13 protein-coding genes, 1 tRNA gene and 1 pseudogene are annotated in these 20307 nt (G+C 69.0%); 3 read left to right on the plus strand and 12 right to left on the minus strand.

The annotated features are described in order from the left end of the window. Positions 1-444: 444 nt before the first annotated feature. Entirely contained in the window at positions 445-1623 is a 1179-nt protein-coding gene (locus tag ABZ780_RS31280) for a restriction endonuclease (RefSeq protein ID WP_357488344.1), read from the minus strand. 11 nt (positions 1624-1634) lie between these two features. Then, positions 1635-3875 carry an AAA family ATPase gene (locus ABZ780_RS31285; RefSeq protein WP_357488345.1) on the minus strand — a complete coding sequence of 747 codons (2241 nt, stop codon included), beginning with the start codon at positions 3873-3875 and terminating at the stop codon, positions 1635-1637. Positions 3876-4409: 534 nt separating this feature from the next. On the opposite strand from ABZ780_RS31285, the gene ABZ780_RS31290 reads away from it, so the two are divergent. Then, positions 4410-7931: a WD40 repeat domain-containing protein gene (locus ABZ780_RS31290; RefSeq protein WP_357488346.1), complete on the plus strand. Its 3522-nt coding sequence runs from the start codon at positions 4410-4412 to the stop codon at positions 7929-7931. On the opposite strand, the gene ABZ780_RS31295 is transcribed toward ABZ780_RS31290, so the two are convergent. Beyond that, the gene (locus ABZ780_RS31295) at positions 7926-8213 is read right to left on the minus strand and encodes an NIPSNAP family containing protein (RefSeq protein WP_357488347.1); all 288 of its coding nucleotides are present in this window, start codon (positions 8211-8213) and stop codon (positions 7926-7928) included. The genes ABZ780_RS31290 and ABZ780_RS31295 overlap by 6 nt on opposite strands. A 442-nt stretch (positions 8214-8655) precedes the next feature. Between ABZ780_RS31295 and ABZ780_RS31300 the strand changes: the two are divergent. Both ABZ780_RS31300 and ABZ780_RS31305 read left to right on the plus strand, forming a co-directional pair. Continuing rightward, positions 8656-10055: pseudogene (locus ABZ780_RS31300) on the plus strand (IS3 family transposase). Positions 10056-10071: 16 nt separating this feature from the next. Beyond that, complete coding sequence (locus ABZ780_RS31305; protein ID WP_357488366.1) at positions 10072-11355, plus strand: tyrosine-type recombinase/integrase; 1284 nt, start codon at positions 10072-10074, stop codon at positions 11353-11355. Positions 11356-11430: 75 nt separating this feature from the next. Here the strand turns inward: ABZ780_RS31305 and ABZ780_RS31310 are convergent. The 9 genes from ABZ780_RS31310 to ald all read right to left on the minus strand — a co-directional run bounded on the left by ABZ780_RS31310 (position 11431) and on the right by ald (position 20181). Continuing rightward, positions 11431-11504: transfer RNA gene (locus ABZ780_RS31310), tRNA-Pro, on the minus strand. A 190-nt stretch (positions 11505-11694) separates the two neighbouring features. Further along, complete coding sequence (der, locus tag ABZ780_RS31315) at positions 11695-13101, minus strand: ribosome biogenesis GTPase Der (RefSeq protein WP_357012824.1); 1407 nt, start codon at positions 13099-13101, stop codon at positions 11695-11697. Then, positions 13098-13778 carry a (d)CMP kinase gene (gene cmk, locus ABZ780_RS31320; RefSeq protein WP_357488348.1) on the minus strand — a complete coding sequence of 227 codons (681 nt, stop codon included), beginning with the start codon at positions 13776-13778 and terminating at the stop codon, positions 13098-13100. Before cmk ends, der begins: the two co-directional genes overlap by 4 nt. A gap of 194 nt (positions 13779-13972) precedes the next feature. Next, entirely contained in the window at positions 13973-14743 is a 771-nt protein-coding gene (locus ABZ780_RS31325; RefSeq protein WP_357488349.1) for a pseudouridine synthase, read from the minus strand. Beyond that, positions 14730-15485 carry an SMC-Scp complex subunit ScpB gene (gene scpB, locus ABZ780_RS31330; protein ID WP_357488350.1) on the minus strand — a complete coding sequence of 252 codons (756 nt, stop codon included), beginning with the start codon at positions 15483-15485 and terminating at the stop codon, positions 14730-14732. The genes ABZ780_RS31325 and scpB overlap by 14 nt, the downstream gene beginning before the upstream one ends. A gap of 397 nt (positions 15486-15882) precedes the next feature. After that, positions 15883-16905 carry a segregation/condensation protein A gene (locus tag ABZ780_RS31335; protein ID WP_357488351.1) on the minus strand — a complete coding sequence of 341 codons (1023 nt, stop codon included), beginning with the start codon at positions 16903-16905 and terminating at the stop codon, positions 15883-15885. Between the two features lie 23 nt (positions 16906-16928). After that, positions 16929-17852 carry a ParA family protein gene (locus tag ABZ780_RS31340; RefSeq protein ID WP_088990243.1) on the minus strand — a complete coding sequence of 308 codons (924 nt, stop codon included), beginning with the start codon at positions 17850-17852 and terminating at the stop codon, positions 16929-16931. 209 nt (positions 17853-18061) lie between these two features. Further along, a complete protein-coding gene (locus ABZ780_RS31345) occupies positions 18062-19027 on the minus strand; it encodes a site-specific tyrosine recombinase XerD (RefSeq protein ID WP_357012829.1) in 966 nt (321 codons plus the stop codon). Between the two features lie 38 nt (positions 19028-19065). Further along, positions 19066-20181 (minus strand): alanine dehydrogenase, encoded by a 1116-nt coding sequence (ald, locus tag ABZ780_RS31350; protein WP_357012830.1) that lies wholly within the window; start codon positions 20179-20181, stop codon positions 19066-19068. Positions 20182-20307 lie beyond the last annotated feature (126 nt).

Here is a 20307-nt window from a genome sequence, read left to right on the forward strand (position 1 = left end):
CACCTCCCAGACCAGAAACGATGGGAGACAGCCTGCCCGACACATCCTCAGAACCAACGGATTACACGATCAACGTTCAAAGACGAGGCACTAGCGGGTCTGCCGGGGCTTGCCGGACGATCCCGGCTCGTGCCGAACACGCAGGTCGATGGACGATCGGAGGTCCGCGTCACGTCAGGCTCTGTCGGGCCTTGCCAAACCGTCCGTGAGACGGTTGTGAGATATCACGGGAGCCTAGGCCGGGAGAGGCGTTGGAGGTCATCAGCCAGCGCCTCTCCGCACGTTGGTGATCGGATCCTGTTCACAGAGTCGCACCGCCGTAACGGCGCATGTCATCGTCGGCAACGAGCCGGCGATGTCGTCGGACGACGATGACCCAGTCCGCGGCGATCAGCTGCGGCGCCGCTCTGTCGTTAACCGGCCGTGCACAAGTCGTCGCCTTCCTCAGTAGGCGCTCGGCGCGGCTGCACGCCGGACCAGCGCCGCAACGTCATCGAGAATCTCGTGCGGCTGCCTCAATAGATCGAGCGGGTGATGAATGATCTCTATCGTCGTATTCCGGATGTGCTTACGCTCCGGCGGAGTCGTTCCCTTCGCGTATACCAGCCATCCAGTTCGCACATCGAGGGCAGCACAGTAGGCGAGCATCTGGTAGGTGTCTCCGTTCGGAAAACCCGACGTTGGATGCTCAAGCTTGTACTTTGCATCGAACACCGCGACGGGTCGGCCGTCGACCAGGTAGACCAGGTCGGGCCGAATCGGGATGCTCTGTTCGGCATCCAGATACGTCCGATACTGCTCCTCCACCACTCCCGGACAGGATCCGAGCGCCTCGCGGATCGCGGCGGCGACGAAGTTTTCGAAGACTGTGGCCATGTTGACGGCGAAGGCAGCGATTGCGATGCCGCCGGCATCGGGCTCAGCGGACTGGTTATCGAGGATCAGCTCGGCCAGCCGGAGTGCGGGCACATACCTCATGTTGATCCGACTGGGGCTCCAAAGGGGAACCGGCGCATGGGGTGGAAGGATGGGGGCCCCGGCAAGGCGTGCGTCCAGCCGCTCTAGCCGCTCCCGTGCGGACGGCAGGAGTCGGGGCACGGCCAACATTCGCCGTACAGCGGTGCGGAGCAGGCGATTCTCGATGATGTCGACGGTCCAGTCGTCGAACTGCACCTCGATCGGCAGCGGTATGGCTGGCCGACGGGCGAACTGCTCGGCGAATCGAACGCGCCCCCGGATCAGAGGGAGTGCCTCCTCGAACGAGGTGTACCCCTGCAGGAGACCACCAGCGAGGGCCCGCTCGGCCTGCCGGATCAATGACTCGGCCATTGCCGGCCAGAGTCCTGACGCCGGTGCCGCAGTTACGTCCTCCGGGCGGAACCGCGGATCTTTCGCGTACCCGAGAAAGAACAGCAGCCTTACCACGCCGACCTTCGGCTGCACCTGGACGTCGAGGTCTCCGGCGCGGACCGCGCCCACCTTGCCGCCGGGTCGAATACGCCAACTCCTGCCCTCGGGGGTCAGCTTGACCAGGCCGGACGCCCGGAGTATCCGAACCTGAGCGTCGTCGAGGGGCCGCAGCACACCGCTGGTATCCAGTTCCGGCAGGATGATCGCTTCCACGCTGTCCACTGCTACTGCACGTCATCCGAATCATCGGCAACGTCGACGGAAGCGGTTTGGGCACGGACCGCAGCCAGTCCGAATCGGCTGTGCACCTGCGCCCGGCTGAGTCGACCGTAGTAGTGCTCCTCGAGCAGCGGCAGCAGATCGTGCCGCCAGACGCGCTGGAGCGCAGCCTCATCGTCGAGGCCGGGCCGCATGAGGTACGACGGCCCGATCTTGAAGTCGTGGTCTTGGGCACCGATCAGGGTGTTGAGTGAGACCAACAGCCCGGCACGCTCGTCGTCCTCGCGGCCGTTGGCGGCGAGCCAGCTCCCGAGCACATCGCGAACCGGCTCCTCGTCGGGGTGTAGTTCGATGAACGCGAAGCGGCGTCGGATGGCCGCGTCGATCATCGCGATCGACCGATCAGCGGTGTTCATCGTCCCAATGATGAACACGTTGGGCGGCAAGTTGAAGGCCTCGGACGGCGAGTACTGCAGCCGCACCGTGGATTCGCGGTACTCGAGCAAGAAGTACAGCTCACCGAAGACCTTAGCCAGGTTCGCCCGATTGATCTCGTCGATGATCAGCACGTACGGGCGGTGCCGGTCGTTTCTTGCCTGCGAAGCGATCTCCCGCAGCGGGCCTGGTGTCTTAACAAAGCTCACTGCGCCGCCGTCGACGTTCTCGACCGGCCGGAACCCTTCGAAGAAGTCCTCGTAGGCGTACGACGGGTGGAACTGCACGAGGCGTATCGCGTCCCGCTCGGCCACGTGGCCCGCCAGTGCTCGGGCCAGGTAAGTCTTGCCGGTGCCTGGTGGGCCGTACAGAATAATCTGCGACCGTTCTTGCCAGAGCTCGATCAGCTGGGTGAGCCAGTCGGTGCTCATGTGTACATGCTCCGCCAACGCCACGGTGGCGGCGTTGAGCTCCAGGGTGGTGGGGCCGACCGCTCGGTCCACGACATTCGCCGTACTTGCCGTGCCGGTTTCCTGCTCTACCTGGCTGATCGACTCGAAGAGCTCGATCAGCACTGGCAGTGCACCCGTCAGATCAACCACGTTGCCCTGCTGATCCAGCTCCGCTGGCAGGGGCGCGGGAAGCGCGGCAGCCTCGAGCGACGCGACGGCCCACTCGGCCGGCCGGCGCAGCTCACTACCGGCTGCGGCCAGACGAAACTCCGGCCCGCCGGCCAGGATTCCCAGATACATCCGGTCGTCGATGAGGGTCGTCACGATATCTTCACTTTCCATCTGACTCAGGAAAGCATGGAACTCGTTGGCGTGGCTGACACGTTGGGCGTAGTCGAGATGCTGGTATCCGCTTTCCACGGCCGACCGAATGTCGGCTCGGGACGCGCCTAACGCGACCTCCCCGAGATGCGCGGCGCCGAGGGATACGAACGATTCTTTTAGCCAGTCAGCCAACAGGCTAGGACCACCTTGACCCGGACGAATCAGCCAGGCTCGCCGTTCACCGGACGGCCTCTCCTTGACTCGCCACTGATTCACGAATGGCGGCAGGTAGTAGTCCACTGGCTGGCCGGTCTCGCTCTGGATTCTGGCGGTGATCCCGAGCAGATCGCGGTTGATAGATGGCGTGCGATCGCCTGGATCGCTGAAGGCGTCGCGGATCGCCCGCTTGTGTCCAGTGTTAACGATCGGCAGGAAGTGCGTGGGAAATCGCAGATAGAGCAACGACTCTCGCAGGGATGGAACGATGCTGGCCTCGTCCACCAGGGCCTGCCACTCCCAGGGGTCGGCCAGCGCGCGATGCCGGCGGTCGGGCGAGATGGTCCACCACTCGCGCAGGAGAACGACTGCGTCCGCCAGCCACTTCCAGATCATCGTGTGGCCGCCGATGCCACCGTTCCATGTCCCCTGCTCGAACGCGGCCAGCACCTGCTCAGGGATGGCAACTGGTTCCTTCATCCAGCCGAGCACTGTGCTTACCCGTTCGCGCAGCTTGCCGGCGCTCAGGTTCATCAACGGTAGTCCCTGGAGCGTCAACAGCTCCGCTGCCAGTTGGATCGCGAGGTCGGATCCAGTGTCGAGCTGTCTGTGCAGCTTGACCATGAACGAATCCGTGCCGGTATCGACCCGTTCGTTGTACAGGTGAAACAGCTCTTTCGCTGTTTCCGCACTCCAGACTGGGCGCCCGGGCGTGAAAAGGGATCCGCCTCGATTCAAGCCCTGCTCGAGGAGCTCCCAGCCAACACGGCGGACCAATTCGTCGTCGCGGGGAGGGATAATCGCAGCACTATCGTTCATGATCCGCTTACTCCCCTAGCTGATCGTCAGGTCCATAGGGCGCAAAGCTCAGGTCGGCTGAGGCTAGGTCGACCGGTGAGGGGCGACCAGCTTGACGAACCGCCTGCTCTACACCAACCGCAGGCACACAGACAGAACCGAGGTCGAAAGAATATCCGCTGGAGCCGACCGGTCAAGCTCTACAAGAGAGCGGCTGGATGGGTTGTCGTTGGGCAGGGGTAGCTGCCGGCACGATACGGGTATAGCCACGTACGGCGGGCTCAAGATCACCCCGGCGAGCACCTTCTCGCCAAGCACTAATCGATCTTGCAGCGTCAACATCTGCCGCTCAACGCGCAGGGCCCGACGCAAGCTCCGGGCGGACTATTCGGCTGCATGAGGATGAGTAGCGCCGGACGACTGGAGCCCGCCTCCCCCAGGGCGATGCGATGACGCTCTACGAGCCGTGCGTTCGCAAGGCGCTGCCACGACCTATTGATGCTGGCACATACCCGCTACCGTGATCCTGTCGGGGATCATCGTTGGGGGGGGTTGGTGCGGCCGAGTCGACGTCCACCCATCGCTCTTCAGCTGTCCCTGCTGATCATCGCCGTCCTGCTGGAGATCGCGGCGAACTTCTTCGCCAACGCCGACACGTCACCGCTGACCGCCGGGATCCGTCAGGTCGCCGGTCCGGCGCTGATCGTCCTGCTGGTGGTGCTGATCGTCGGGAACGGCCTGGTGCTGTGGTGGCAGGCACCTCGCAGTCCACGGCCGACGTGGCGTTCGGATCGCAGCCCCTATCCCGGGCTCTCCGCCTTCACCGAGCAGGACGCGTCGGTGTTCTTCGGCCGAGATGAGCAGGTCACTGAGCTGGTGCGACGCCTACACGAACTGGGCCTGGACGCGTCCGCCCGGTTCGTCTGCGTTACCGGCGCCTCCGGCAGCGGCAAATCCTCCCTGGTCCACGCCGGCATCGTTCCCCGGCTGAGAGAGGGACGGTGGCAGGTGTTGCCAGCGGTCACGCCTGCGGGAGAACCCCTCGGCGTGCTCGCGGACCTGGCGGTCACACTGGGCGCAGCCGACCGAGCCTCCGCGCTGCGGGAGGTACGGTCCCGCCCGGACAGCCTCGCCCGCCACCTGACCATCTGGCGGGCTCGAAAGGGCCACCGGCACGGGCGCGTCCTGCTGATCCTCGACCAACTCGAGGAACTGATAACCCTCTCCAGCGCCGCCGAACAGGCCACGTTCCTGGAGCAGATCGCGACGGCGCTCGACGCCGACCGGCGGCTCTGGGTTGTCGCGACGCTCCGCGTCGAGTTCCTCGCCGATCTCCTCGCGGGTCTGCGCCCGGAGCTGTTCGCCAACCCGGTAGCGCTGGGGACCATGCGGTCGGCGGACCTCGTCGCGGTCGTGGAGCAGCCCGCCCAGCTCGCCGGACTGCGCTTCGAAGACGGACTCGTCGACCAGATCGTCGCCGACACTGCTACACCGGACGCGTTGCCGCTGCTGGCGTACCTTCTTCAGGAGCTGCACCGTGCGGCGGGGCCGGGCCAGACGGCTACCCGCCAGGCGTACCAGGCACTCGGCGGCGTCGCCGGGGCGCTGGGCCGCCAAGCCGACGGTGTGATGGCGGAGGTGCGCCGCGAGAGCAGCACCGAGGACGTCCTGGACGCCCTGCTCCGTCTGGTAGCGATGGAGGGTGCCGAGCCGACCCGACGCCGGGTGCCGCTGCGGGACCTGTCCGACAGTCAGCGTCGGGTGGTCGCCGTCTTCACCGACGCTCGGCTGCTCACCACCGACGTGATCGACGGTGAGCCGTACGCGCAGGTCGCGCACGAGGCGTTGTTCCGCCGGTGGGCGCCGCTGCGGCAGCAGGTCGAAGCGCGGGCGGAGCAACTGCGCCGCCGTACCGAGCTGGAACGATGGGCCGCGGACTGGGTGCACGCCGGGCGAAGCGCCGACTACCTGCTCACCGGGGAACGACTTGAGCTGGCCGGGCAGTGGCTGGAGGCGATGGAGTCGGCCGGCCAGGACAGCCCCGCCGCACGCGCCCTGGTGAACGCCTCCCGGAGCCGGGACGCCGCGTTCCTGCACCGGGTGTCGGAGACGATCGGCCAGTTTGCGCTCGGCAACGTCGACCGGTACCCGGAGCTCGCGGTGCTGCTGACCTCGGCCGCCCTGCAGGAATGCCCGCCGACGCCGGTCGCCCGCCGGGCGCTGATGGCAGCGTTGGCGTTCAGCCACACCGAGGCGGTACTCGCCGGGCACACCGATGCCGTCCGTGGGGTCGCCTGGTCGCCCGACGGTGCGCATCTGGCAACCGCGTCCAGGGACGGCACCGCGCGGATCTGGCACGCCAACACCGGCACAGTTGTCCGGGTGCTGCGCGGGCACACCGGCATGGTGGACGCCGTTGACTGGTCCCCCGACGCTACCCAGCTCGCTACCGCCTCCCGGGACGGCACGGTCCGGGTGTGGGACGCGGCAACGGCGGAAACGGTCGCGGTGTTGCCCTGCGGAGACGTGGCACGCGGTGTTACCTGGTCACCCGACGGGTCCCGCCTCGCCGGGTCGAGCCGGGACCGGACGGTCCAGGTATGGGACACCGCCACCTGGGAGCTTGCCGCTCATCTGGTCGGTCACGAAGGGGACGTGTGGGGCCTGCGGTTCGCCCCCGACTCCCGCCGGTTGGCCTCCGCCTCCCACGACCGGTCCGTCATCGTCTGGGACCTCACCACCGCTAAAGCGGAGCAACGGCTGACGGGGCACGGGGACTTCGTCGAGGCCGTCGCCTGGTCCCCCGACGGCAGCCAGCTCGTCACCGGGTCCGGCGACCAGACCGTGCGAATCTGGGATCTGGCGACCGGCGCGACCCGACACGTCATCGGCAGTCAAGGATCACCCGTCTGGTCGGTCGCCTGGTCCCCCGACGGTCGTACCGTCGTGATCGCCAGCGGCGACGGCAGCATCCGCGCCTGGGACGTCAGCAGATTGCGTGAGGTAGCCGAGCTACGCGGGCACTCCCAGGTCGCCTGGTCCGTCGCACTGTCCCCGGACGGACGACGGGTGCTCAGCGGCTCCGGTGACGGCACCGCCCGGCTGTGGACGATCCAGCCGCATGGCGCTGAACACCGACTCCTCGCCGGACACGACGGACCGGTCACCGCGCTCGCGCTGGATCGGACGGGAAGGATCGTGACCGGTGGCGCGGACGGCACCGTACGAACTTGGCAGCCGGACGGCACGGCGGGCGTCACGACGTGGCCGGAACCGGTCGTGGCCCTTGCCTGCTCGCCGACAGCCGACGTGCTCGCCGTGGCCCTGCGCGACGGCTCGGTTCACCTCATCGGCGCCGACGGCAACGTGCGCTTCGGTGCTGAGGTCGAATCGCTGGCCTGGTCACCGGACGGGTCCCGGTTGGCAGCAGGCTGCAAGGACAACGCAGTACGAGTGTGGGACGTCCGCACAGGCAGTTCCGCTGGCGTCCTGCGCGGACACGCCGACTGGGTAGGCGCGCTCGCCTGGTCCCCGAGCGGCCGCTACCTCGCCTCCGGCTCCGACGACCGAACCGTCCACGTCTGGGACATCGAACACCCCGGCAACAGCACCATCCACTCCGGCCACCAGAACTACGTCGACGCGATCAGCTGGGCACCCAACGAGAGCCGGCTCGCCACCTGCTCCGCCGACTGGACCATCCGAGTCTGGGACCTCACCGGCACCAACCAGCCGCGGGTTCTGACCGGCCACGACAAGCGCGTCCGTGCAGTGGCATGGGCACCGGACGGCCAGCGCCTCGCATCCAGCTCCGACGACCGCACCGTACGGATCTGGGGCAGCGCGGACGACAACCACGGTGAGGTGATCGGCGTACACCGCGACGGCGTAACCAGCCTCGCGTGGTTGCCGGACGGGCGGACGGTCGTCACTGGCTCAACGGACGGCACTGCCCGCGTCTGGGAAGACTCCGTCGACCTGGCCGAGCTGACCGCAGTAGCGCGCTCACGGGTATTCCGCGCGCTTAGTGAGGAGGAGCGGCAGGCGCACCTACTGCCCGGCGAGGCGGACTCATAGCGTCTGCTCGACCTCGCGGGTCTCCTCGCCCACCAGGTAGTCGTCCGGATCCAAGCCGAGCGTCTTACGACGCTCCGAGGCCCAGTAGGCCGCGTTGGCCTCATCGAATGACTCAGGGCCCTCATGGGAGATCACCCAGACGTGCTGATTCCGCGCGCGGTCCTTCCACGACCCATGGATCTCGAAACCAAGATCACGACGCAGCGGGACGACCAGGCGCTGCCACCTATCTACCCACTCATCCAACAGCCCCGCTCGGACCGTGTAGGTACGGATCTGCACAGTCCTTGCCATACCTGTCACCTCATCCGTGGCGGGACCCAGGGCGCTGCGCCATCGACCCTAGCCGAAGCCGTGAAACCAAGCTGGGCACACGGTCCAGCACCGGCCGACGTCGGGCAGCGAGGCGACGTACACCTCCCCCGAACGCCATCCTGTCTGCCATCGACCCGCCCGCCCGGGGAGCGGGTCGCCGCCCGGCCCGCCACGGCCCGCGGACCCTGACGGCTCGTACGGACGCTGGCGGGTCGGGCGGCGGACTGCTCGGCTTGCCCGGGTCGATGGCAGACAGGATGGGCCTACCACCACCACCCTCGGAGCCGGCCCCTGTCTGTCAGGGTGAGTTGAGGCCAGCGGCTCATAGCAAGTCCGTCGGACAGGGCGAGTTCAGGATCGAGAGTCGTTGAATACTGCTGTTGACGTCGTGACGGCCCAGGATGGGGTCATGAGTCGTGAGAAGGGTCCGCGTTCGGGTGGTCCGCGGGCACGCCGGTCGTTTACTCCGGGGCAGAAGTTGGAGTTGTTGGCCGCCTACGAGCAGGCTGTCGCGGCTGGTGAGGGTGGGGCGTTCCTGCGGCGGGAGGGTTTGTACTCGTCGTTGATGTCGGAGTGGCGCCGGGCGCGGGACGCAGGGTTGTTGCAGGGCAAACCGGCTGGTGAGACGGTCGGGCGGCCCAGCGCGGAGCAGGCCGAGATCGCCCGGTTGCGGCGTGAGTTGGCGCAGGCTCAGGCGAGGCTGGCGCGGACGGAGACGGCGTTGACGATCATGGGAAAAGCGCGCGAGCTCTTGGAGGACATCTCCAGGAGCGAGCCGGACGGTCCGGACGTGTTCGGGCTCGGCAAGCGCTGATGGACGCCTTCGGGGAGCTGATCGGTGCGGGGGCGACGACGCGGGCCGCGGCGGCGATGACCGGGATCGCCCGGTCCAGCGTTGACCGGGACCGGCGCCGGCCGAGTCCGTCACACCGGCCGCGTCCGGCGCCGGCGAACGCGCTCACCGCGGCGGAGCGGGAGCACGTGTTGCGGCTGCTGGACAGCCCGCAGTTCGTCGACGCCGCTCCGGCGCAGATCTACGCGGCCCTGCTCGATGAGGGCGTCTACGTCGGCTCGATCGCCACGATGTACCGGATTCTGCGGGAACACCGGCAGGTCAGAGAACGTCGCCGGCTGGCCAGGCATCCGGCCCGTCAGCGCCCGGAGCTGGTCGCCGACGCGCCGCGGCAGGTGTTCAGCTGGGACATCACGAAACTGGCCGGCCCGGTGAAGGGCACCTACTTCGACGCCTACGTAATGATCGACATTTACTCCCGGTACATCGTCGGTGCCCGTGTGCACGCCCGCGAGTCCGGTCCCCTTGCCGAGTCAATGATGCGCGAGGTGTTCGGCGTTCACGGCGTGCCGCACGTCGTGCACGCCGACCGCGGCACGTCGATGACGTCGAAATCAGTGGCTGACCTGCTCGAAGACCTGACCGTGACCCGGTCACACTCCCGGCCGAAGGTGTCCAACGACAACCCCTACAGCGAAGCCTGGTTCAAGACGTTGAAGTACGCGCCGGTCTTCCCGGACCGGTTCGCGTCCCTGGCCCAGGCCCGGGCGTTCATGACCGACTTCGTGACCTGGTACAACAACTGCCACCGACACTCCGGGATCGGCCTACACACCCCCGCCGAGGTCCACCACGGCCGCCACCACACCGTGCGCGCCGGCCGAGAGGACACCCTCGCCGCAGCCCGCGCAGCACACCCGGAACGCTTCAGCGCCAACCGGCCCTTGCCCAAAATCCTCGATCTGCCCAAACAGGTCTGGATCAACAAACCACAGCCGGAACCTCAAGCCGCATAACTCCCGCTGGCCTCAAATCCTTGACACGTTCCGCAACGGCGAAGGCTCCATCTTCCCGTACCGCAACGGGTTCGCCGCCTACGTCTGGGTCACCAAGCCCGATGGCAAACGGGACCGCAAGTACGTCTACGGAAAGACCCGCGACGAGGTCCACGACAAGTGGGTGAGGCTGCACCAACAAGCCAAGGCCGGTCCTGTCGCTACGAACGTCCCCACCGTGGCGAGCTATATGACGTACTGGCTCGCCGAGGTCGTGGAGCCAAATCTCGCCCCGCTGACCTACGCCACGTACGAGACGCTGAACCGCCTGTACATCGTTCCCGGCATCGGCACTAAGCGACTCGACGGGCGGCTGTCGGTACGAGACGTTCAGACCTGGCTCAACAAGGTCGCGAAGACCTGCCAGTGCTGCGCGCAGGGGAAAGACGAACGCCGGCCGCCGAAGAGCCGCAAGTGCTGCGGGGTTGGCCGGTGCTGCCAGGACCTCCCCGCGGCTCGCACCGTCAAGGGAATCCGCGCCGTCCTCCGCTCGGCGCTCTCTCAAGCCGAAGTGGAGGAACTGATCGCAAAGAACGTCGCGGCCCTGGTGAAGCTCCCACCGATCCGCAGCCGCAAGGGCAAGTCATGGAGCAGTGAAGAAGCTCGGGCGTTCCTGGAAGCCTCCCGCGACGACGACGATTACCTCTACGCCGCCTACGTCCTGGTCCTCGTGCTCGGCTTACGCAAGGGTGAAGTCCTCGGCCTCACCTGGGAGCACATCAACTGGGACGGCTGGCAGAAGCCGTGCACCACCCACGGCGAGAAGTTCTGCGAGCACTGCCGCGACCACCACGACATCAGCCTCGTCATCGACAAGCAGCTCCAACGGGTACGCGGCCAACTGCTACACCGAAACACCAAGACCGAAGAGTCCGACGCTCCCCTACCGTTACCGGCGATCTGCGTGGCCGCCTTGCGGCACCGCCACCAACAACAGCAAGCCGCACGAGAGAATGCCGGCGACGCCTGGCACGACACCGGCATGATCTTCACGACCCGCTACGGACTGCCAGTCGAACCTCGCAACTTCAACCGCTCCTACGACAGCCGCATCGTCCGCGCGGGAGTCCCGAAGATCACGGTCCACGACGCCCGACGAACCTGCGGTTCCCTGCTGGTCGACCTGGACGTTCATCCCCGGATCGCGATGGCGATCCTGCGCCACGCGGACTTCTCAATCACGATGGAGATCTACAGCCAGGTCTCATCGAAGGCGACACGGGAAGCCCTGCGGAAGCTCGGTCAGAGCCTCGATCAATGAGCCGTTGCTGTACTTCGCTGCTGTACAAGATCAGAAATGGCCACCCGGAAGATTCCGAATGGCCTCTGACCTGCGTCGGGACGGCCGGATTCGAACCGACGACCCCTTGACCCCCAGTCAAGTGCGCTACCAAGCTGCGCCACGTCCCGCCCTCACAAGGTTTCCCCTGCGACAGCCGGTACAGCTTAGCGCAGCAGCCTCTGCTCGTCCGCACAGGCCCCACCCGGGTCGCGGGATCACTGAACCACCACACAACCCCTACAGCGTCCTAGGAGGGTGGGGGTAGGGAAATGCCGGACGGACCAGGTGGTCCATCCGGCATTTTCCTCTGCGAACAGATCAGCCGTGCGCCTTGCCTCGGCCGCCGGGGCCGAGCTTCTTACGGGGGCGGACGGAGATCTCGATGGGGCTGCCCTCGTACCCGAATTCCTCGCGGAGCTTGCGCTCGACGAAGCGCTGGTAGCCGGCGTCCAGCGGGCCGGTGGTGAAGAGCACGAACCGCGGCGGCGCCACCCCGGCCTGGGTGGCGAACAGGATGCGCGGCGCCCGACCACCGCGCACCGGGTGCGGGGTGGCCTGCACCAGCGCGGTCAGCCACTGGTTGAGGTGCGCGGTCGGCACCCGGGTTTCCCAGCTGGCGAGCGCCTTGTTCAGCGCCGGGGCCAGCTTGTCCACGGCCCGGCCGGTCATCGCCGACAGGTTCAACCGGATCGCCCAGGGGATGCGGCGCAGTTCCCGGTCGATCTCCTTGTCCAGGTAGTACCGACGGTCGGCGTCGACCAGGTCCCACTTGTTGAACGCGATGACCAGCGCCCGGCCGGCTTCGGTCACCATCGACAGGATCCGCTGGTCCTGCTCGCTGATCGGCTCGCTGGCATCCAGCAGGACGACGGCCACCTCGGCGGCGTCGATGGCCCCGGCGGTACGCAGGCTCGCGTAGTACTCGGTGCCGCTGGCCTTGCCGACCCGCTTGCGCAGCCCGGCCGTGTCCACCAACTGCCAGGTCTGACCGCCGATCTCGACCAGGCTGTCCACCGGGTCGACGGTGGTGCCGGCGACCGAGTCGACGACTGCCCGCTCCTCGCCGGAGAACCGGTTGAGCAGGCTCGACTTGCCGACGTTCGGGCGGCCGACCAGCGCCACCCGCCGTGGCCCGCGCGGCCGGTTCTCCACGATCGTCGGCGCCTCGGGCAGCGCGGCGAGGATGGCGTCCAGCAGGTCGCCGGAGCCCCGGCCATGCAGCGCGGAGATCGGGAACGGCTCACCGAGGCCCAGCGACCACAGCGACGTGGCCTCCATCTCGATGGAGGTGTTGTCCGCCTTGTTCGCCACCAGGATCACCGGCTTGGCGCTGCGGCGCAGCATCTTCACCGCGGCCTCGTCCACGTCGGTGGAGCCCACCATGGCGTCGACCACGAACAGCACCACGTCGGCGGTGACCACCGCGATCTCGGCCTGCGCCGCGATGGCCGCGGCCCGGTCCTTCGCGTCGGGCTCCCAGCCGCCGGTGTCCACCACGGTGAACGCCCGGCCGTTCCACTGGGCGTCGTACGGCACCCGGTCCCGGGTCACACCGGGAATGTCCTCGACGACCGCCTGCCGGCGGCCGATGATCCGGTTGACCAATGTGGACTTGCCCACGTTGGGACGGCCCACCACGGCCACCACCGGCTGCGGGCCGGTCTGCTCCTCTACGGCGACGTCGGGCTCCCGCAGCTCGACCCACCCACCGCCATCGCTACTCATGCCACGCCCCGCTCGGTGAGCAGGTCACGCAGCCGCGCCACGACCTCGTCGATGCCCAGCTCCGTGGTGTCCAGCACCACAGCGTCCGGCGCCTGCGCCAGCGGGTTGACCTTGCGGGTCGAGTCCAGCCGGTCCCGGCGGGCCAGGTCGGCGGCGGTGGCCGCCACGTCGGCGGCGTCCTCAGCGCTGCGCCGGGCCGCACGGGCGGCCTCGGAGGCGGTCAGGAAGACCTTCAGGTCGGCGTCCGGCGCCACGACCGAGCCGATGTCACGGCCCTCGACCACCATCCGACCGGCGTTGACGATCATTTCGCGCTGCCGGGCGACCAGCAGCTCGCGGACCGCCGGTACCGCGGCGACGGCGGAGACCGCCCCGGTCACCTCGGCGCCACGGATCTCCGCGTCGACGCCCACGCCGTCGACGGTCACGCCGTACCCCTGGGGGTCGGTGCCGATGCGCAGGTCGACCTCGCCGGCGACCTTGGCCACCGACGCGGCGTCGGTGAGATCCACGCCGGAGCGCAGCACGGCCCAGGTGATCGCCCGGTACATCGCCCCGGTGTCCAGGTAGCGCGCACCGATGCCGGCGGCTAGCCGCCGCGACACGGTGGACTTACCCGAACCGGACGGCCCGTCCACAGCGACCACACATCGCCCGGCCCGTACGTTTTCCTCCACCGTGTCCTCCTCAGCCCGTACCTCGCGGATCGCCCGGTGATTCGGCGCCGCAAGCGGTTGTCCATCGTTATCCATCATGCCCGGGGTCCGCGTCGGACCCACGTGCGACGCCGCCGGAGGCGATCCACGCCACCTGGACGGCCGCGTCTCGGCCGTCACGGAGCCTACCGGCAGCCGTACCCCGAACTCGGGGGTCAGTCACCCACCGCGTTGAACAGGGCGGCGACCTCCGCGTTGGTCAGCCGCCGAATCCGCCCGGTGCGCAGGTCACCCAGCCGGATCGGGCCGATAGAGGTACGCACCAGCCGGGTGACCGGGTGGCCGACCTCCTCCATCAGCCGCCGGACGATGTGCTTGCGCCCCTCGTGCAGGCTCAGCTCCACCTGGGCGGATTTGCCCAAGGTGTCCACCACCCGGAACGAGTCGACTTTCACCGGCCCGTCCTCCAGCTCGACGCCGGCCAGCAGCCGCTTGCTCAGGTTGCGCGGGATCGGCCCGACCACCTCGGCGAGGTAGGTCTTCAACACCTGGTACGAGGGGTGCATGAGCTTGTGCGCGAGGGTGCCGTCGTTGGTGAGCAGCAGCAGGCCCTCGCTGTCCGCGTCGAGCCGCCCGACGTGGTAGACCCGCTGCTCCAGCCGGGCACCGATGAAGTCGGACAGCTCGTTGCGTCCCTTTTCGTCCGCCATCGTGGTGACCACGCCGCGCGGCTTGTTCATCGCCACGTAGACCAGGCGGACGTCGACCTGGAGGCGCTCCCCGTCCACGTGGATCACCGCGATGGCCGGGTCGACCTTGTCGCCGAGCTTGGCGACGCGCCCGTCGACCGTGACGCGGCGACGGAAGATCAGGTCCTCGCAGGCGCGCCGAGAGCCCACGCCAGCGGCGGCGAGCACCTTCTGCAGGCGCTCCGCCCCCTCGAAGACGGGCGCGTCGGGTTTGGGGGAACGGTTATCGGGTCGCATCAGCAAGCTCTTCTACGTCGTCGGGCAGGAAGGGGGCCAGGGGCGGCAGCTCGTCGACGGTGTTCAGCCCGAGCTTCTCCAGGAACAGTGTGGTGGTCCGGTACAGGAAAGCCCCGCTGTCCTGTTCGGTGCCGCACTCCTCGATGAGACCGCGGCTCACCAGCGTACGGATGACACCGTCGCAGTTCACACCCCGGATGGCCGAGACCCGCGACCGGGTCACCGGCTGCTTGTAAGCGACCACAGCCAGAGTCTCCAGCGCTGCCTGGGTCAGCCGCACGGACTGCCCGTCCAGGACAAACCGCTCGACGTACGTAGCGTATTCCGGCCGGGTGTACAACCGCCAACCGCCGGCCGCCCGCCGCAGCTCGAACCCGTGCCCGGCGGCGGTGTAACCGGCGGCGATCTCGTCGAGCATCGGCCCGATCCGCTCGGCCGGCTGCTCCAACACCTGGGCCAGGACCAGCTCGCTGACCGGCTCGTCCACCACCAGCAGGATCGCCTCCAGCGCCCCGCGCAGCTCGGCGTCGGCCAGCTCCGGCGCGGGCTGCGTGACGACCGTCACGCGCCGTCGGCCTCCCGCCTCCCGCCGGGGTACGCCCTCAGCACCGTCCGACTCCCCCGCAGGCTCACCCACCCCGAGCCCGCCGGCACCCGGCTCGCCCGCACCAGGCTCGCCCGAGATCTTGGAAGAATCCGGCCCCTGGAGGGGCAGTTTGCTTCCAATATCTTCCGGGGCCACCGGCGGGGCGGTGACGGACGCCGGTCCGGGTCGGTCCGTGGCGCGTTCTTCGCCAAGCTCGCCGGGTTCGGCGGTGCCGGTAGACCCAACAGACTCGGCAGCCTCGGGGACGCTGGGAGACTCAGCGACTTCGGGGGTCCCAGGTGACTGAGTGACTTCGAGGGCGCTGGGCGACTCGGCGACTTCGGGAGACGCGACAGCTTCGGGAGACGCGACAGCTTCGGGAGACGCGACAGCTTCGGGGGACGCGGCGACTTCGGGAGCGCCCGGAGAGTCGACGGCTTCGGGGGCGCCCGGCGGTTCGAGGGCTTCGGGGGTGGGGGCCGGTTGGCGAGGGCGCTCCCATGGAGGGATCCAGGCGGCGGCCTGGTCGGCCAGGGAATCCCGGCGCTGCTCGTCACTCATTGCGCTCGCCCTCCGTCATTCCCGTCCCGTCCACTACCCCGGCCTCGCCAATCGGCCCCGGCTCAGGCTCAGGCGCAAGCGCCGGCTCCGGCCGCGGCTCGCCAGTCGGCGCCGCCGTCGAACCCGGTTCCGGGTCGGCGGGGGTGCCGGCGTACTCGTCGACGTGCAGTTCGGTCTCGCCGTCGGTCGGGCCGGTCCAGCGGACTGTCAGCTCCTCCAAGGCCTGCTCCTGCACGAAGGCCACCAGCCCTTCCCGGTACAGCTCCAGCAGCGCCAGGAACCGGGCCACCACCTCCAGGGTCGCCTCGCAGTCGGCGCAGAGCAGCGAGAAGGTCGCCGTTCCGGCCCGGCGCAGGCGGGAGGCGAGGATCGCCGCGTGTTCCCGGACGCTGACCCGGACCATGTGCACGTGGGCGATGGAGACCTCCGGCACGGGTTTCGGGGTCATCGCCCTGACGGCCAGCTTCAACAGCCGCTGCGGACCGATGCCGAGCACCAGGTCGGGCAGCGCCTCGGCGTACCGGGGTTCCAGGCTGACCGCCCGTGGATACCGCCGGCCGCCCACCGCCTCCAACTCGGCGATGTGCGCCGCCGCCTCCTTGTACGCCTTGTACTGCAGCAGCCGGGCGAAGAGCAGGTCCCGGGCCTCCAGCAGGGCGAGGTCCGCCTCGTCCTCCACCTCGGCGGAGGGCAGCAGCCGGGCCGCCTTCAAGTCGAGCAGGGTCGCCGCGATGAGGAGGAACTCGCTGGCCTCGTCGAGGTCCCATTTGTCGCCCATGGCCCGGATGTAGGCGATGAACTCGTCGGTGACCGTGTGCAGGGCCACCTCGGTGACGTCGAGCTTGTGTTTGCCGATGAGTTGCAGCAGCAGGTCGAACGGGCCGGTGAAGTTGGCCAGTCGCACCGTGAACCCGGTGGCGGCGGGGTCGGCGGGCGGCACACCAACGACCGCGGCCGGAGCAGCGGCCTCGGGCGGGTCGAGGGGTGGCGCGGTCACCGGACGACCGTAGTCCACGGGGTGGGCACCGGGCGTTCCGGCTACCGCTCCGACTGGGCGGCGATCACCTCGCGGGCCAGCTGACGGTAGTTGCGCGCCCCGGACGACGCCGGATCCATCGTGGTGATGGGGGCACCGGCCACCGTGGACTCGGGGAACTTCACCGTCTTGGTGATGACCGTCTGGTAGACCTTGTCGCCGAACGCCTCCACCACCCGTTGCAACACCTGCCGGCAGTGGGTGGTGCGGCTGTCGTACATGGTGGCGAGGATGCCTTCGAGCTCGAGGTCGAAGTTGAGCCGCTCACGCACCTTGTCGATGGTGTCCAGCAGCAGCGCCACACCGCGCAGGCTGAAGAACTCGCACTCCAGTGGGATGAGCACACCGTGCGCGACGGTCAGCGCGTTGATCGCCAGCAGGCCGAGTGATGGTTGGCAGTCGATCAGGATGTAGTCGTATTCCTTGCGCACCGAGCGGAGCACCCGGGCCAGGGCCATCTCCCGGGCGACCTCGTTGACGAGCTGGATCTCGGCGGCGGAGAGGTCGATGTTGGCCGGCAGCAGGTGCAGGCCCGCCACGTCGGTCTTGATCAGGACGTCCTCGGCGGTCACGTCGTCCTGCATGAGCAGGTTGTAGACGGACAGGTCGAGGTTGTGCGGGTTGACCCCCAACCCCACCGAGAGCGCGCCCTGCGGGTCGAAGTCGACCAGCAGCACCTTGCGGCCGTACTCCGCGAGGGCCGCGCCCAGGTTGATGGTGGTGGTGGTCTTGCCGACGCCGCCCTTCTGGTTGGCCATCGCGATGATGCGCGCCGGGCCGTGCCGATCGGTGGGCATCGGCTCCGGAATGGGCTTGCGCATCGTGTAGGCAGCCGGGTCCGCAGGACCGAGGTCCGCGCCGAGCGTGGCCTGCTGCTCGCGGAGCTCCGACGTCCAGGTCTCGGCACGGTCACCGTTGCCAGCCATGTGCTCGTTGCCCCCTCCCGACGACCCACCCGGCGTCGGAGCCGTCCGACGACCCACCCGGCGTCGGAGCCGTCCGACGTCCTTCGCGGCGCCGCTGCGCACCCCGGTCGTATCGCCCCAGGAGGTCCGCGCCGATGCCGACTGTACGCCACCGACCAGCAGGTCGTTCGGCACCGGCCCGGCGTGTCGGCGCCGACCCCGGCCGGGGTTCAGCCGCGGGCGCGCGGGTGGGCGGTGGCGTACACCTCGCGCAGCCGCTCGACGGTGACGAGCGTGTAGACCTGGGTGGTGGTCACCGAGGCGTGGCCGAGCAGTTCCTGGACCACCCGCACGTCGGCGCCACCGTCGAGCAGGTGGGTGGCGTAGGAGTGGCGCAGGGTGTGCGGGGACACGGCGGCGGACCCGTCGACCGGCAGGCCGGCCCGCCCGGCGGCGCGGCGCAGGATGGCCCAGGCGCCCTGCCGGGACAGCGCTCCCCCACGCGCGTTGAGGAAGACCGCCGGGGTGCCGCGCCCGGCGGCGGCCAGCCCCGGGCGGGCCCGGACCAGGTAGGCACGGACCGCCTCGACGGCGTACCCGCCGATCGGCACCAGCCGCACCCGGCCGCCCTTGCCGCGCAGCAGCACCGTGCCCTCGTCGGTGTCGAGGTCGTCGATCGCGGCGCCGACCGCCTCGGAGATCCGCGCGCCGGTGCCGTACAGGAACTCCAGCAGCGCCCGGTCACGCAGCGCGAGCGGCGCGTCGTCGCCGGTCGCGGTGATCGGCCCGGCGGTCTCCAACAGCCGGACCACGTCGTCGACCGGCAGCGCGCGGGGCAGCCGGCGGGGCGGGGTGGGCGGTCGGACGTCGCGGCTGGGGTCGGCGCCGGCCAGCCCCTCGCGCAGCGCGAAGCGGTGCAGGCCGCGTACCGCGCTGGCCGCGCGGGCGGCGGACGACACCGCCAGGGGCGGGTGCGCGTCGTCGCCGGCGCGCAGCCGGGCCAGATGCGATTCGACGACGCCGGCGCCGACCGACGCGAGGTCGGCGACGCCGGCGGCGGCCAGCGTCGTGAGATAGCGGTCCAGATCCCGGCGGTACGAGGCCAGGGTGTTCGCCGACAGGCCACGTTCGACGGTGAGGTGGTCGAGGTAGCCGCGCACGGCACGACGCAGGGCCGGCGTGGGCTCGTCGCCCACGCCGGCGGAGTCCGTGCTGCCGGTCAGCCCGCCACCGCTCAGGCCAGCGCGTCGGCCAGCGGGAGCACGTCCATGCCGTGCGCCTCGGCGACCGGGCCGTAGGTGACCTGGCCGTCGTGGGTGTTCAGGCCCAGGGCGAGGGCCGGGTCGCGGCGCAGCGCCTCGCGCCAGCCCTGGTTGGCCAGTTCGAGGGCGTACGGCAGGGTGACGTTGGTCAGCGCGTAGGTGCTGGTGTTCGGGACCGCGCCGGGCATGTTCGCGACGCAGTAGAAGATCGACTCGTGCACCTTGTAGACCGGGTCGGCGTGCGTGGTGGGGCGCGAGTCCTCGAAGCAGCCGCCCTGGTCGATGGCGATGTCGACCAGCACGCTGCCCGGCTTCATCCGGGAGACCAGCTCGTTGGAGATGAGCGTCGGCGCCTTGGCGCCGGGCACCAGCACCGCGCCGATGACCAGGTCGGCGTCGAGCACGGCCCGCTCGACCTCGTACGCGTTGGAGGCGACGGTCTGCAGGTGGCCGCGGTAGATGGCGTCGGCCTGGCGCAGCCGGGCGACGTTCTTGTCCAGCAGCAGCACCTCGGACTGCAGACCCAGCGCGATGGCGGCGGCGTTCATGCCGGAGACGCCGGCGCCGATGACGACGGTCTTGGCCGCGTACACACCGGAGACACCGCCGGGCAGCACGCCCCGCCCGCCGCCGGTACGCATCATGTAGAAGGCGCCCACCTGCGGGGCGAGCCGGCCGGCGACCTCGGACATCGGGGCGAGCAGCGGCAGTGAGCGGTCCGGCAGCTCGACGGTCTCGTACGCGATGCCGGTGACCTTGCGGTCGATCAGCGCGTCGGTGCACTCCTTGGAGGCGGCCAGGTGCAGGTAGGTGAAGAGCACCTGCCCCGCACGCATCCGGTGGTGCTCCTCGGCGATCGGCTCCTTGACCTTGAGCACCAGCTCGGCGGTCTCCCACACCTCGTCGGCGGTCGCCAGGATCTTCGCGCCCGCCGCCGCGAACTCGTCGTCGGTGATGCTGGAGCCGAGCCCGGCGCCGGCCTCGACGAAGACCTGGTGGCCGCTGCGGGTGAACTCGTTCACGCCCGCGGGCGTGATCGCCACGCGGTACTCGTGGTTCTTGACCTCGCGGGGGATTCCGACCTTCACGATGCAGACACCTCTCTCCGGGGCGGCTTCCCCCGACTGCTCGGTGCCGCGACGGCCCCATTGCCGCCACGGTCCACCGGTCCCGTCGGCGGCAGTCTAGGCGCGCCCGGCCCCACCGAGAGCCAG

It is taken from the genome of Micromonospora sp. NPDC047467, assembly GCF_040643095.1.
Lineage (GTDB): Bacteria > Actinomycetota > Actinomycetes > Mycobacteriales > Micromonosporaceae > Micromonospora.